This is a genomic window from Paenibacillus sp. W4I10 (assembly GCF_030816325.1).
Taxonomy (GTDB): Bacteria; Bacillota; Bacilli; order Paenibacillales; family Paenibacillaceae; genus Paenibacillus; species Paenibacillus amylolyticus_B.
On record NZ_JAUSXX010000001.1, the window covers coordinates 3,089,335 to 3,104,942 of the forward strand.

Annotated in this window: 11 protein-coding genes and 3 pseudogenes; 2 read left to right on the plus strand and 12 right to left on the minus strand. The window is 45.0% G+C overall.

Going from position 1 to position 15,608, the window contains the following annotated elements; genetic code table 11:
• Positions 1 to 41: 41 nt before the first annotated feature.
• The 6 genes and pseudogenes from pstB to QF049_RS13730 form a co-directional block, all read right to left on the minus strand.
• A pseudogene (gene pstB / locus QF049_RS13705) lies at positions 42 to 798 on the minus strand (phosphate ABC transporter ATP-binding protein PstB).
• Positions 799 to 1,027: 229 nt separating this feature from the next.
• Positions 1,028 to 2,209 carry a methyl-accepting chemotaxis protein gene (locus QF049_RS13710; RefSeq protein ID WP_307538079.1) on the minus strand — a complete coding sequence of 394 codons (1,182 nt, stop codon included), beginning with the start codon at positions 2,207 to 2,209 and terminating at the stop codon, positions 1,028 to 1,030.
• Between the two features lie 152 nt (positions 2,210 to 2,361).
• Positions 2,362 to 3,091 (minus strand): annotated as a pseudogene (locus tag QF049_RS13715) (response regulator transcription factor).
• A 116-nt stretch (positions 3,092 to 3,207) separates the two neighbouring features.
• A pseudogene (gene pnpS, locus QF049_RS13720) lies at positions 3,208 to 5,029 on the minus strand (two-component system histidine kinase PnpS).
• A 43-nt stretch (positions 5,030 to 5,072) separates the two neighbouring features.
• Positions 5,073 to 5,420: a cupin domain-containing protein gene (locus QF049_RS13725; protein WP_307538081.1), complete on the minus strand. Its 348-nt coding sequence runs from the start codon at positions 5,418 to 5,420 to the stop codon at positions 5,073 to 5,075.
• Between the two features lie 253 nt (positions 5,421 to 5,673).
• Positions 5,674 to 6,543, minus strand: coding sequence for an SDR family oxidoreductase (locus QF049_RS13730; RefSeq protein WP_307538084.1), 870 nt, complete (start codon positions 6,541 to 6,543; stop codon positions 5,674 to 5,676).
• A 390-nt stretch (positions 6,544 to 6,933) separates the two neighbouring features.
• Here QF049_RS13730 and QF049_RS13735 point away from each other — a divergent pair, with 390 nt between their 5' ends.
• Positions 6,934 to 8,493 (plus strand): histidine kinase N-terminal 7TM domain-containing diguanylate cyclase, encoded by a 1,560-nt coding sequence (locus QF049_RS13735; RefSeq protein ID WP_307538086.1) that lies wholly within the window; start codon positions 6,934 to 6,936, stop codon positions 8,491 to 8,493.
• A gap of 269 nt (positions 8,494 to 8,762) precedes the next feature.
• Here QF049_RS13735 and QF049_RS13740 read toward each other — a convergent pair whose 3' ends face one another.
• The 4 genes from QF049_RS13740 to citZ all read right to left on the minus strand — a co-directional run bounded on the left by QF049_RS13740 (position 8,763) and on the right by citZ (position 12,834).
• Positions 8,763 to 9,188, minus strand: coding sequence for a hypothetical protein (locus tag QF049_RS13740; RefSeq protein ID WP_124113831.1), 426 nt, complete (start codon positions 9,186 to 9,188; stop codon positions 8,763 to 8,765).
• Between the two features lie 135 nt (positions 9,189 to 9,323).
• Positions 9,324 to 10,265, minus strand: a complete 942-nt coding sequence (mdh, locus tag QF049_RS13745; protein ID WP_150365727.1) for a malate dehydrogenase — start codon at positions 10,263 to 10,265, stop codon at positions 9,324 to 9,326.
• Positions 10,266 to 10,280: 15 nt separating this feature from the next.
• Complete coding sequence (gene icd, locus QF049_RS13750; RefSeq protein ID WP_076330335.1) at positions 10,281 to 11,573, minus strand: NADP-dependent isocitrate dehydrogenase; 1,293 nt, start codon at positions 11,571 to 11,573, stop codon at positions 10,281 to 10,283.
• A gap of 148 nt (positions 11,574 to 11,721) precedes the next feature.
• A complete protein-coding gene (gene citZ, locus QF049_RS13755; protein WP_017689488.1) occupies positions 11,722 to 12,834 on the minus strand; it encodes a citrate synthase in 1,113 nt (370 codons plus the stop codon).
• Between the two features lie 535 nt (positions 12,835 to 13,369).
• Here citZ and ytvI point away from each other — a divergent pair.
• Positions 13,370 to 14,488: a sporulation integral membrane protein YtvI gene (gene ytvI, locus QF049_RS13760; RefSeq protein ID WP_307538089.1), complete on the plus strand. Its 1,119-nt coding sequence runs from the start codon at positions 13,370 to 13,372 to the stop codon at positions 14,486 to 14,488.
• Between the two features lie 102 nt (positions 14,489 to 14,590).
• On the opposite strand, the gene QF049_RS13765 is transcribed toward ytvI, so the two are convergent.
• A complete protein-coding gene (locus QF049_RS13765) occupies positions 14,591 to 14,989 on the minus strand; it encodes an FxsA family protein (RefSeq protein ID WP_036609835.1) in 399 nt (132 codons plus the stop codon).
• Between the two features lie 7 nt (positions 14,990 to 14,996).
• On the minus strand, positions 14,997 to 15,503 hold the full coding sequence (locus QF049_RS13770; protein ID WP_307538092.1) for an acyl-CoA thioesterase: 507 nt from the start codon (positions 15,501 to 15,503) through the stop codon (positions 14,997 to 14,999).
• Positions 15,504 to 15,608 lie beyond the last annotated feature (105 nt).

Sequence of the window (15,608 nt, forward strand, 5' to 3'; positions counted from 1 at the left end):
ATCATCTCCGGGTATGCCGGGATCATTCCAATTCAGCTCGCTTAACCGAACCTTCCAGATATATAATCTTCGGTCCGGGAATCTTGCGGTGTGGAGAATAACGTCTCCGTATCAGCTGCCTCCACCACTTCACCATTCAGGAAAAATACCGTGCGTCCAGATACCCGTGCCGCCTGGTGCATATTGTGGGTAACCATAACGATCGTATACTTGTGATGCAATTCCTTCACCAGCTCCTCAATCTTCAATGTGGAGATCGGGTCGAGTGCAGAAGTTGCTTCATCCATCAGCAGAACGTCAGGCTGTACAGCCAGCGCCCGCGCAATACAGAGACGCTGTTGTTGTCCGCCAGACAAACTAAGTGCCGACTTTTTCAATACATCCTTCACTTCATCCCATAGGGCAGCATGGACAAGACTTTGTTCCACCAACTGATCCAGTTCAGCCTTTTGGGTTACCCCGTGCAAGCGCGGTCCATAAGCCACGTTATCGTATATGGATTTTGGAAAAGGATTCGGCTGTTGGAACACCATGCCAACTCGTTTACGCAGTGTCTCCACTTCAATCTCGTTACTGTAGATATCGGAGCCACTCAGCATAACCTGTCCTTCCACACGAACACCCGGAATCATGTCATTCATCCGGTTTTAACGTGCGAAGCAATGTCGATTTACCACAACCTGACGGCCCGATGAACGCAGTAACGGTTTTTTCCGGCAGATCCATCGATATATTTTTAAGCGCGTGATGCGTATCATAATATAAATTAAGATTTTCAATGTGAATGAGGTCCTTCATGGATGTTCACTTCTCCTTCGCTGCAGGGACACGGTAACTCCCTTTACGTTGAGACCGATACTGATAATCTTTCATCGCTGCTCGGCCATCTTTAATATCCTACCCTTTCATTGTAAAAACAGTATCACTTTCATGTTAACGGAATGTAAAAAAGACATCCTTAACCTTCATGATCTGCTTGATGGATCAATCTGATTGCTGATGCCTGCCTTATTGACTACCTTATAGTTTACTCACCATTCGAAACCATCTCATCCAGCTTCGTACGAATGTGCTCTGCCACTTCTCCAGCTTTCCCGCCTTCCATGGCGATCTCTTCTGCTATACGAGACAACTCTCTCACTGCACTGTTCAATTGTCGGAACGTTGCTCCCCCTGCGGTGACATGCACCGAACTGTCGTCAATCTCCGCTCCGCTTGCCTTAACCAGTTCAACAGTCTGAAGGGTCAATCCACCAACATTCTCTAACAATGAAGACATGTTCCCCGCAACCTCACGGGTCTGTTTTGCGAGCGCTCGAATCTCGCCTGCAACAATCTGAAAACCTCGTCCATATTCACCGGCATGAGCTGCTTCGATGGAAGCATTCAGGGCAAGGAGACCACTCTGATCTGCCAGGGAGCGAATGGATTGTGCCATGCCTGAGCCTGTTTTGATCGAATTCAGCATGTGATCCGCATGTTGACCTTGACTCTCCATATGCTGATGTACCCGGTTATAGGAAGCATCAACGTGTTTCAAACTCTCTTCGCCCTGCTTGGACAATGCCATGATCTCACGGGCCTCTTGAACGGTCTCATTAGCAGCATGAACCAGCTTGTTGACCGCCTCGTTGATTCTGGATATCTCCTGCCTGCTCTCGGACACCGTACGTACCCGTTCTGCCGAAGAAGCCTGTTGCAATCTGCGGGAGAGCGACATTACGTCACGCATCGTCAGCACACCAAGCAGTCTGCCTTGTTCCGTAACCAGCAGACAATCGTAGAAATGCTGTTCATCCCGTCCAAGTGCGATATCAATAATTGTTGAGGCTTCCATATGAATATCTGCTATAACCGGAGATGTATTCACTACTTGTATGACCGGCTTACGGTAGAATAGATCTGCGGCAAAACGGCCATTTAACATCCGATATAACGTCTCTCGCATTAACAATCCAGTAGGTTTCATCTGCTCATCACACAATACGATACATGGGTGCTCCTGATCTTGATTCATCATCGTAGCAGCTTCTCCACAGGTCGTATGGACCCCGGCGACAGGTACCTGACGATAATAGTCATGCAAATGGATTACAGGTTCTTCAGCACCCACCTTTACTTCATGATGCTGCTGTTCGGGTGTCGCTATTTCTTCATTATGTAAAACAACATGAGGCTGGTCAGGTTTCACTTCGAGCAACATGGGCATAAATGCGCATTCTCCTTTACGTAATACCTCCGTCTTGAGGCGGGTTATGTAGGTACAAAGTATCACTCAGATAAGTCCATGCTACTCCCTCTACGTAAAGAAAAATCTTCCTTTATGTTAAAAGAACGTAAAATAAAACTCCCCGATCATTGCTAACTTGAATGATGGGGAGTTTTTCTTTTGACAACCAATTTATAACCTACACCACGAATGGAATCAATATGAACCGATTCCGGGTCCAGCTCCAGCTTTTTACGTAATGAGCTGACGTGAACATCCACGGTTCGTTGACCTCCAATATAATCAAAGCCCCACACAGCGTTCATCAGATCATCCCTTGTCAGTACCACACCCGGCTTTTTAGCCAAATATAGAAGTACTTCGAACTCTTTCGGACGCAGACTGATGGATTGTCCACCCAGTGTCACTTCATATTTGCAAAGGGTAAATCTCCAGCTCTCCCAGAATAATTCGTGAGCCATCTTTGTCCTCAAGCTGTGGTAAATCTTCGCCATTGGAATAACGTCTTAATACCGCATCCACTCGGGCTAATAACTCTGATACACCAAACGGTTTGGTAATATAATCATCCGCACCCGATTTCAGTCCCTGTACAACCTCAGCTTCACCGTTCTTGGCCGTCAGAATGATAACAGGTGTACTGACACCCTGTATTCTTAACTTGTTCAGAATGTCCAGACCATTCATACCCGGAAGCATCAGATCCAGCAAAATGAGATCAAATTCCTGGGAAAAGGCCCGATCATATCCTGCAGATCCGTGATCCTCTGCCGTAACGTCGTAACCTTCCTGTGTCAGGTTATACGTGAGTAATCTTGATAATGTAGGTTCATCTTCAATAACTAGTAAACGCTGTGCCATGATACCCCTTCTCTCTTCATAGGTTGTCTGTTGCCACAACACTTTTTCTATCATAGCACTAATTTGTTAACGCGGTGTAAAACAATACAACCTTTTTACATTTTGATACCAGACGCCTACATCTCTTCTTCCTGAATGAATGGAAGGATCACACGGAACGTTGTCCCCATGCCCAGTTCACTCTCTACAGCCAATTTGCCATGATGCAATTCCACCAGATGTTTAACGATGGAAAGCCCAAGGCCCGTGCCCCCTGAATTACGGGATCTGCCTTTATCAACACGATAGAACCGTTCGAAAATTCGCGGCAAATCTTTTTTCGGTATGCCAATTCCTGTATCCGACACTGCAAAGACAACTTCGTCATCGTTATCCATCGTCACCTGTAACTTCACTCGTCCACCATCGGGGGTATAATTGATTCCGTTGGATAACAGATTGATAAATATCTGCTTCATCTTGTCCTCATCTGCTTCAATGTACAACTCCTCCGGAACATGCATTTCCAGACGAATCTGTTTTTTCTCCGCCACCTTGGACAAGGTGCCCAGCACCATTTTCGAAGAAAGAGTGTACATGAACAGGAGAGCATTGCAATGGTGCCCGTTTCGATTCAATTTTGGATAACTCCAGGATATCCCCAATTAATCGGTTAAGTCGATCTCCTTCATCATAGATGATTTTCAGGAATGATCGCTCTGTTTCCTTATCCTGTACCCCGCCACTGAGCAACGTTTCGGCAAAGCCCTTGACCGCAGCGACTGGTGTCTTAAGCTCATGAGAGACATTTGCAACAAACTCACTGCGCATTGATTCCAGTCGGCGGATTGCTGTCACGTCCTGCAACAGGAACAACATGCCTCGATATCCACCATCATCTTCGGACATCGGTACGCCATCAATACGAATCAGTTTTTCCTCAGGGTTGAACACACTCACTTCTTCATGCATCCGTTCTTTCAATGCAACACTCTCTTCAATGGTACGTGTTAATTCGTAGTGTCTCTTCAATTCAGTATAAGGCTTACTCGTAACCTTTCCTGCCTGAATACCAAGCATACGCTCCGCTTCCCGATTAACCAATGCAATGGACTGTCCTGCATCGATCATGACAATGCCTCCAGTCATGTTAGCAAGGACACTCTGTAGCAACGCTTCATTGTCACGAATCGTCTTCAGCTGGGACTGCAAGCTGTCTGCCATTCCGTTGATCGCAAGCCCCAACTGTCCGATCTCATCTCTACGCGTTACATCAACTCTGGCATCGTATTCCAGCTTGGTGATACGATGAGCCACTTTTGTAATATGCTCGATCGGGGAGGTTAGTCCGCGCGCAACCCGATAACTGACAAACGCGACAATTAAGAACAGTAGTCCAAGTGCAGCAAACATAATCATCCAACCACGCTGGAGGCCCTGATCTACCGCATGCAGACTCATCGAAAGGCGGATGTAGCCATCAAATTTGCCGCTGGGCATTTCAATCATGTCACTTTGATCCGAATTCACAGGTAGCGCTACATACAGCATGTCTTGTCCCAATGTCTCACTGTAACGTATGGATTGCCCGTATCCATCTCCGACGGCACCCTTAATCTCCTCACGGTTCAAGTGATTATCCATGGATGCCGGATCACTCTCGGAATCTCCAATGACCATGCCGTCTTTATTGATGAAGGTTACACGGGAATCCGTCAGTCGATCCAGTTCCAGCGCTCGATCTGAATAATACTTTCGTGTGGCTTCCGAGGTTGGATCACTTGCATCATGGAATGGAAAAGTTGCTTTGAGCAAATTAATCTCGCGCACCATGGTTTGCTCTAATGCGGTTATATGCGTAGTCTTAAACACTCTGCCCATCGTATAGCCAGCCACAATGACGGATACACCGATCAGCACCATCATAATGATGGCAAGGCGAATTCGAAACGGTCTCATCTATCTCTTCCTTTATAATCAGATTAACATCTTATGTCTTGCTCTACCTTGAATCCAGTTCAATTCGGTCCCCACGGGTGCCTGGATTGGAAATAACGAGAAACTCCACTTCTTCGTTGCTGCGATTCATCATCTGATGCGGCATTCCGGGGGCAATCTCTATTCCTTCATGGGTTTCCAGCACGAACATTTCACCATTAAGTTCCATACATGCTTCACCGCTGAGGATGAAAAAAAACTGACGGCTTACCGAATGGTAATGTCGTGTTTCAGCCGTTCCTGCAGGCATTCGCTCATGAATGATGCTCAATTTATCGTTTTGAACAAGGTGCCAGCCATCGCACTGTCCACCCCATATATAATGCGCTGCATTCTGTTTGCTCATTTTCATATGACTTATCCCTCCGAGTATAATTGCTCGATCTATCATATCACAGATTAGGGAGATTCCAGTCAGCAAGGCTATTCGTACAATATCATATATGTATCAACGCAGATGCAGACTTTTGTAAACAGCTGCTAACCGCTTCTTAAACTTGCACATTCTCCCTGATATAAAAAAGACGCACCGCTCAGCCATGCTGAATGCGATACGTCTCTCTATATATTCAATCCTATACGAATTCCGAAAGCATCTTAAAGAATTACCCGTTTACCACTTCACCGCCGTTCACATGCATTACCTGTCCGCTTACATACGAAGAATCATCTGAAGCTAGATATACATAGGCGGGAGCCAGTTCATCCGGTTGCCCCGGACGTTTCATCGGCTGGGTTGCACCAAACTCACTTACTTTTTTCTCATCAAATGTGGATGGAATGAGCGGTGTCCAGATCGGCCCTGGTGCAACGGCATTAACACGAATCCCCTTCTCAATCACATTCATCGATAGCGAACGAGTGAACGAAGTGATTGCTCCTTTGGTAGATGAATAGTCAAGCAGGGTCGGGCTTCCGCGATAGGCTGTGATGGAGGTTGTATTAATAATCGTACTGCCTTTCTTCAGATGTGGCAGGGCTGCCTGCGTCACATAGAACATGCCGAAGATATTGGTACGGAATGTTCGCTCCAGCTGTTCTGGCGTAATATCCTCCAGATTCTGCTGTGGATGCTGTTCTGCTGCGTTATTCACGACAATGTCCAGTTTGCCCAGTTCATCTACTGTCTGCTGAACCGATTTCTTCGCAAAGGCATCATCACCAATGTCACCTGCAATCAAGATGCACTTGCGTCCTTCCTGTTCAACCTGACGCTTCGTTTCTTTGGCATCTTCGTGCTCGCTCAGGTATACAATGGCGACATCCGCGCCTTCCTTGGCATACGTAACAGCAACAGCACGTCCAATTCCGCTGTCACCCCCTGTAATAAGCGCCACCTTACCCGTCAGTTTACCTGCCGCCTTGTATTCAGGCTTCTCAAATTCCGGTCTGGGATGCATCTCTGATTCGATTCCGGGGCGTTGATCCTGGTGCTGTGCCGGCATTGTTTTTTGATTTTGTGGTGTGGTTGACATCTAACATTCTCCTCTCAAAATGTGAATATATTTGGATTACAGAAGACATGGACATAACTGCACACTTCCTTGTCTTTCGTTCTCTGAAAAAAGTCTCATTCTGTAGGATGGCAGTAACTGTCCAGATTATTCTTCTGCGATCAACAGCAACTCAAGTCTCAGTGTGCTGTCTCTATTCGTTATTTACCACTCTCTTTGGATATCAAACAACCTTTTTCCATCATTACTTGTTATACAGAAAATTCGAAATTTATTCGAAATTAGACTGTTTCATGATACAAAGTGTATTCCTATGCTGGTTGGGCTGATGTACAATGTACAGTATACAGATGTGCTTTAAATATCATTTTTACTGGTTTAATCATCCTAACCTAACATGGAGACCTGACAATGGAATCGCATATTAATTCATATATAACACTCGTAGCCACTTCAGCCGTGCTGAATGTCTTTTTGTGTTTATATACCTATTTCAGAAGATCCGAGATCCCCAGTTCCAAAATATTCATTCTCTACACAGCCGCACTCTCCATATACACTTTTGGATATGCAATTGAGCTGGCCAGCAACACGCTGGAGCAGATGAAGTTTTGGACCACCGTGGAGTATGTAGGCATGCCCTTCTCCGCATCTCTTGGCCTCATGTTGATGATAAAGTATACAGGAAAAACGTTATCCAAAAAGGTAACTGCCGCATTGTTTGTAATCCCTTCCATTACACTATGTATGGTAGCAACCAATGACTTTCATCATCTTTTTTATAAAAAAGTATGGCTGAGAGAAAATAGTCCCGTACCTCTGATGGATATCGCAGTGGGTCAATGGTATGTTGTACACGGCGCATTCACGTTCTCTTGTCTGTTGTGTGCCTGCCTCATTCTAATCGGACACTGGAAACACACCAAGAAGATGTACCGTCGTCAATTACTTACACTGATTACTTCACAGATTATTCCTATGGTCGCAGCTTTTCTGTATTTGCTTGGTTTGACTCCTGGCGGGATGGACCCCGTACCCGTACTCATGTGTATTACCTCTGCCATGTATATTTGGGCCATTCTATCCTCTCGTCTCCTGACCATCGTACCCATCGCCAAAGACAGTATTTTCGAGAGCATGCGTGAAGGTGTTATTGTACTGGATAGTTTCAATCGACTGGTCGATTACAACAGATCTCTGCGTGACATGTTGCCAGAGCTTAATACAACCATGATAGGTCAACCCTTGGATGATATCTGGCTTAATCTTGCTGGAAAGACGTTTCCCGTTGAATACGGAAGAGAAGGACTGCAAACCGATCTGTACTGGCAGTTAAATGGAGAGACCGTCTGTTATCAGGTCAGGACATCTTACGTGTATAACAAGGATGCACAGACTGTCGGCAGTCTAATTATGTTAATCGATATAACGGAACAACGCTTCTTGCAAGAACAACTCAAACAACTGGCTTATTTTGATGGTCTGACCAAAATCTATAATCGCACTCAATTTTTGCATAGAGGACGGGAAATTTTGAGTGAAGCTCAGCTTAATCCGCAACCTGTTTCATTTATTTTATTTGATATTGATTACTTTAAACGCATCAACGATACCTACGGGCATGATGTTGGCGATCAGGCCATCATTCATGTGGTCTCTGTTTGTAATCGATATTTAAGCCCTGAGATGTTATTTGCCCGTTATGGAGGAGAAGAGTTTGTGATCGCTCTTCCGAATACCTCACTTCAAGAAGCCGAGAAACTTGCCGAACAACTGAGAGTTGCCTTGTTGAATGACCCCCTGGATGTTAAGGGAGTGCCTATTACACTGACCTCAAGCTTTGGTATTGCCCAGTACAATGGAGGGTCAGATTCGCTGGAGTCCTTGTTACGCGACGCTGATACTGCCTTGTACGAATCCAAGCGCAATGGTCGAAATGCAGTGCGTGCGTATACTGTGAGTACAACCTAACCAATGTAGACCGTGTCTGATGGAATATGCATGCTGTTATGTATGATAGTGATCCCTCTATAGTTCCAGTTCAAATAAACCGAGGACTGCTAATTTCATCATCTTGGTAATAACAAAAAATAGACAGCCAATAAGGCTGTCTATTTTTTGTTTGTTTCAACGAAACACCATCTTACATATCATCTGGCTTGTACTAATTACTTCTGCAAACGCTTAACCAACGACTAACAATACATCTTTGTAGGGTGGATTAACCGTCCACAACGCACTTAGATCACCTGATTATTCACCATCAGGTACACCATGATTAGCAAGAATACAGCCAGAAGTGTACTGAACATACGGATCTTGCTTTGCTCAGGACCCACATCACGCTTGTTTTTCACACCTTCTGCAGCGAGTCGGAGCGGTTTACCCATAATTCCTCCAATAGCCGCAATAGCCAAGAGCAGAACAACAACGACAGCCATCCAGACATGAGAATACTCACCTTTGGTCATCAGGTAACCACCAGTAAGAAGTTGGATTACAAGTCCATACTGCGCGACTTTGTTCAAAGAACGAAGCGATGCAAAGGCTCCCTCTTGTGCTGCAGCATTCAAGGTACGGATCTTACCGACCACAAATGGCAGAATCAAATAGAATCCCATCGCCAGTGCTCCAATAATATGGAGCAGATACATAATCATTGTCAAAATTTTCATCCTCCTCAACATTTTCGGTGTGCTATACATCACATCCCATTATACTGGGGATCTTATCCAAAGAAAAGAAAACCTCCGGGTTTACCGGAGGTTTTCTTTTAGCTTCTGTTCAAAAAGTTTTCAAACTTACAAGTTTACTACCGAGATGACATTGCGAACCGAATCAGCAGATTTATCCAATCCTGCTTTTTCTTCCGTTGTCAGGTCAAGTTCGAATATTTTCTCAATGCCGTTACCACCCAGAATGGTTGGTACACCGAGGAACAGATCATGATAGCCATATTCACCTTCAAGATAAGCAATGACTGGAATGATACGTTTCTTGTCCTTCAAAATCGCTTCGGTCATCTGAACAAGTGAAGCCGCCGGTGCGTAATATGCACTGCCGTTACCGAGCAGATTCACAATCTCACCACCGCCAACACGGGTGCGCTGCACGATGGATTCGATCCGGTCAGCCGGAATCAGCGTATCGATCGGAATGCCTCCCACGCTCGAATAACGAACGAGGGGTACCATATCGTCTCCGTGACCGCCAAGAACGAATCCACGAACATCTTCAACAGATACGTTCAGCTCTTGCGCAATGAAGGTACAATAACGTGCTGTATCCAGAACACCTGACTGACCGATAACACGGTTTTTAGGAAAACCAAGGGTCTGATAAGCAGCATAAGTCATCGCATCCACCGGGTTGCTTAGAATAATGACGATGGAATCAGGGCAATATTTTTTCACATTTTCACAAACGGACTTCACGATACCCGCATTTGTATTGACCAGATCGTCGCGGCTCATACCCGGTTTACGGGCGATACCAGCGGTAATGATTACAATCTCAGAACCTGCAGTATCTTCGTAGTTGGAAGTACCGACGATATGACTGTCAAATCCTTGAACAGGACTTGCTTCCATCATATCGAGTGCTTTCCCCTTCGTCGGGTTCTCCAGTTGAGGAATATCAACCAGCACAACATCCCCGAGTTCTTTTTGGGCAAGCATTAATGCGGTCGTAGCACCGGTAAAACCGGCGCCGACTACTGTGATTTTTTTGCGCTGAATAGTCAAGATTCACATCTCCCCTTACAGGTTTTTAATGATTTGATCCGCGAATTCAGAACATTTCACTTCAGTAGCGCCGTCCATCAGACGTGCAAAGTCATACGTTACTGTTTTATTGTTAATGGATGTTTCCATACCTTTGTAGATCAGGTTAGCTGCTTCTTGCCATCCCAAGTGCTCAAGCAACATTACTCCGGACAGAATAACGGAACCAGGGTTCACGACATCTTTGTCCGCGTATTTAGGTGCAGTACCGTGAGTTGCTTCGAAGATAGCATGTCCTGTTACGTAGTTGATGTTCGCTCCAGGAGCAATACCAATTCCGCCAACTTGCGCTGCAAGTGCATCGGACAGATAGTCACCGTTCAGGTTCAATGTTGCGATAACATCAAATTCGCCTGGACGAGTCAATACTTGTTGCAGAGCGATATCGGCAATCGCATCTTTTACGATGATTTTACCAGCATCTTCAGCGGCTTTTTGTGCTGCATTCGCTGCATCTGTACCTTCGTTATCTTTGATGATGTCATATTGTGCCCAAGTGAATACTTTGTCAGCGAACTCTTCTTCAGCCACTTCGTATCCCCAGTTTTTGAAGGCACCTTCGGTAAATTTCATGATATTACCTTTGTGTACCAATGTAACACTCTTACGGTTATGATCAATTGCGTATTGAATTGCTGCACGTACCAAACGTTTCGAACCTTCAGAAGAAACTGGTTTGATACCAATACCGGAAGTCTCAGGGAAACGGATTTTGTTAGCACCCATTTCCTGTTGCAGGAATTGGATCACTTTTTTCACTTCTTCAGAACCTTCAGCATACTCGATTCCTGCATAGATATCTTCCGTATTCTCACGGAAAATGACCATGTCTACCAGCTCAGGACGTTTAACCGGAGAAGGTACACCGTCGAAATAACGAACAGGACGCAAGCATGTGTACAGGTCAAGCTCTTGACGCAGGGCTACGTTCAGGGAACGAATACCGCCACCGATTGGCGTAGTCAATGGTCCTTTGATCGCTACGATATACTCACGAATGGCTTCCAGTGTATCATTCGGCAACCACTCACCGTATGTATCGAATGCTTTTTGTCCAGCAAACACTTCATACCATGCGATTTTTTTGTTGCCATCATAAGCTTTTTCAACAGCTGCATCCAATACACGTTTGGAAGCTTTCCAGATATCACGGCCTGTACCGTCACCTTCGATAAATGGAATGATTGGGTTACTAGGTACTTGAAGTGTACCGTTATCAATTTGAATTTTTTCGCCTTCAGTTGGGTGAGCAAATTTTTCTAATTTCATAGTTAAAATTCCTCCTAGGTTTCGTATATGCAGTATTCATCATACCACTAGTCTTGTTGAGAGAAGGGTCCTGACGAGCTCAAGCCAATAACGCCTCTGCTTTCCAACCCTTCACCTCGTCTATATTATTATACTGTTTTTGCGGCTATTAGCGAAGTTCAATAGAAACGTATTTCTGTTCTGTAGGGCCAGTGTACTCCGCACGTGGACGAATAATGCGATTGTCCGCAAGCTGTTCCAAAATATGAGCAGTCCATCCAGAAACCCGGCTGATCGCAAAGATCGGAGTGAACAATTCCTGTTCGATCTCCAGTTGGGTATACACAGAAGCAGAATAGAAGTCTACGTTAGGCTTCAGTCCTTTTTGTCCTGTTACCAGTTCCTCGATCTTCACAGACATATCATACAAACGCGTATCATTGTTCATCTCGCCAAGTTCCTTGGACATCTTCTGTAGATGTTTGGCGCGTGGATCACCGTTTTTGTACACCCGATGTCCAAAGCCCATGATTTTTTCACGATTATTCAGTTTTTCCTGAATTGCCGCTTCAAGACGATCAGGCGTACCGATCTCATTCAACATTTTCATAACGGCTTCATTAGCACCGCCATGCAGTGGTCCCTTCAGTGCGCCAATGGCGGAAGTTACACCGGAATAGATATCTGACAGCGTAGCAACCGTTACACGGGCTGCAAATGTCGAAGCGTTTAACTCGTGATCCGCATGCAGGACAAGGGCTTGATCCAATGCTTTCACTGCGGTCTCGGATGGTTCTTCACCAGTCATCATATATAAAAAGTTCTCTGCGATGGAAGCGCCTTCTTTTGGAGCCACAGGTTCTTTGCCCTGACGGATACGGGCGATGGCTGCCACAATCGTTGGCAACTGTGCTTGCAACTTAACCGCTTTGTTCTCATTCGCTTCCGTTGTCATCTCATCCGCTTGCTCATCGTACAGTGCAAGTGCAGAGACAGCGGAACGAAGTGCTGCCATGGTACTGACGTTTTTCGGATACAATTGGATTTGTGCAATCAACTCGCTCGGAATCGGCGCGTAATCGCTCAGGCTTTTACGAAGGGATTTCAGTTCATCCGTTGTTGGCAATTTACCAAACCACAACAAATAGGCAACTTCTTCAAAGCTGGCATGTTCAGCCAAATCGTCGATATCGTAACCACGGTATGTAAGCACACCGTCTACAATAGAACTGATCGAAGAGGTTGTTGCAACGATGCCTTCCAGACCTTTGGTAGCTGTCATATACATCTCTCCTTTAATAAGCGAAATCAGGAACCATTCCAGAGTGTCATATAAGTGCCAAAATGCACCTATTCTCTTTTTGTAAACATTTTCATTTTAAAATTAACAAATATTTCAAAATACGGTTTTCCTATCTGTCAATCGGTATTTACTTATAACATCATACTGGATTTTGTCGTTTATGTGAACATGATGAGAGTTCATTCGCACATCAAACTTCTTTATCGGACTGATAAAGCATTTTTGAAAGCCTTTACAAAAACAAGGTTGACATTTAATGTTTTTTAACCAATCCTGTCGTATGAAGAACTTTCTATTGCTATATTCTGTAATACTAAGGCATACTCTAGGCAAAAGAAAGAATCCTCGTAGATCTTGTTCAAAAGTCCGCTTTTGAACAAGTTCTGGCAACATCCCGGCGTTTCAAAACCTTGTAAATGCTCTATATTAATTAAGATAGCCATCTATTTCTAATACTGCTTCATGGATCGGATCATACATAGGTCGGCTTAATTGAAATAAGGAGAGTTGATGCTTGGATAGAATAATAATGAAACGCCTGCTCCGGGGCTTATGGGTTATCATTGCGACCGTTCTGATCGCCGTTGCCATATACTTGCTGTTCCCGCTTTTGTACCCTTTTGCGATTGCCTGGATTATCGCATATGCCATGAATCCTTTAGTGAAACTGCTTCAGCATCGAGCACGATTCCCGCGCTGGCTGGCTGTGACTCTTTCACTGATCCTTTATTTTGGAGCCATTGCGGTGGTGCTGTCTGCGGCGATTACCCGCATGGTAAAAGAAGTTATTTCACTTACGACAAGCTTTGATCTTCATGTTGATGAGATCAAGGACACGTTTGTACGCTGGACCCAGAATGACACCATTCAAAGTTTGACTGCGCAGATCAATGAATTTTACAAGGAAAATCCCAACTATCAGGAAACCATCAACAGCAATATTAGTAAAACAACTGAAACGGTGGGTACAGCCGTGACAGATCTGGTCACCGGATTTTTCAACATGATTCTGAGTCTGCTGACATCACTGCCTAACATGGGCGCGGTATTAATCGTTGTGTTATTGTCTACATTCTTCATTAGCAAAAGCTGGACCCGGCATAGCATTACCGTATCGGGCTGGGTGCCCTCTTCCATTCGCAAGCCGATATCCGACATATGGACTGATCTTAAAAAGGCACTGTTCGGATACGCAAGAGCACAATTGATTATGATCTCGATCACAGCACTATTTGTCATGATTGGACTGCTTATATTGCAAGTCAATTCAGCCTTCACCATCGCTCTGATGATTGGTTTGGTCGATCTGCTTCCTTATCTGGGTGTTGGTCTGGTCATGGTGCCCTGGGCAGCATACCTCTTTATGAATGGGGATCTGTATCTGGGTATTGGCATTAGTATTATCTATCTGATCTTATTGATCGCCCGTCAGATTATTGAACCGAAGGTACTTGCAAGTAGTGTAGGGCTCGACCCACTCGCCACCCTGGTTGGCATGTTTGTGGGTTTGAAGTTGTTCGGTGTTCTGGGCTTGATCATTGGCCCTGTCAGTCTCGTGATTCTTGATGCGTTCAATCGGGCTAACGTATTACGTGACCTTAGAACGTATATCATCAACGGACGTGTCCGATGAGGCATCATCTTATGAGCACACAGGTAAAATAGAAAAAGGCTTCGTTCAACAGAAATCATCTGCTGAGCGGAGCCTTTTCCATTATGCATAACAACTGGTGTTTCATTTCGGGCGACGATAAAACGTAATTTTTCCACTTTTCATTTTTTTCTCCAACCATCCCAGGAAGAACAGACGGTAAACCGGACGTGTTAATGGAAATACCAGTGTAAACCCGATCAGATCCGTCACAAAACCTGGAATCAAGAGCAGGAAACCACCGACAAAAATAAAAAGACCATCGACCATTTTTCTTCCAGGTACCTTGCCACGCTCCATCTCGGATTTGGCGTCTACAAGTACTTTTCGCCCTTCAAACTGCAACATTGCTATACCAATCAAGGACGTGAGAATCATGAGAAGCAATGTCTTTCCGGCTCCGATCCAGTCACTCATCAGAATAAAACCAAATAATTCAATCACCGGAATGATTAAGAGTAAAGCCCACATCCATTTTCGCATTGACGTATTACCCCTTTCCCGAAAGCCACACCTTTTCAAGCGCGCTGTATAGCTCAGAGGCTGCCTTATCCAGCCGAACTGGCTTCCAGTCTCCATTTACCCACACATGCTGGGTAGAACCTGTAACTAGCCGTTCTCCGGGGAGCGATTCATCAGTTGACCATACCCGTTCTCCAATCGCCATATGCTCATCAGGTTCTTCAGACATGCGTCTTACGTCATACTCATAATTCAGTCGCAGACCACTAAATGCAGCAATACGGGTGAAAATGATAATCTCATCATCATATCGGGCAGGCTTGTGATACTTCACATCCAGTCCGGTTACGGGAAGCAGTAACCCCTGTTCCTCTATTTTACGATATGTATACCCCATTTGGCGAATCATCTCAGTTCGACCGATTTCAAACCAATTCAAATAGTTCGCGTGGTAGACCACGCCCATCTGGTCACTTTCTTGATAGCGTACACGAAGACGTGCCGCATACCAGCTACCATTGCTCTGTTCTCGCACGTTATCGGCCTCCTTCGTTCTATCATTCATACGTGTTACATGGTTGTAAAGTGTCAATAAGATGGAAAAAAAGCAACGGGACAAGAACGCCCCATTGCTTCTTTC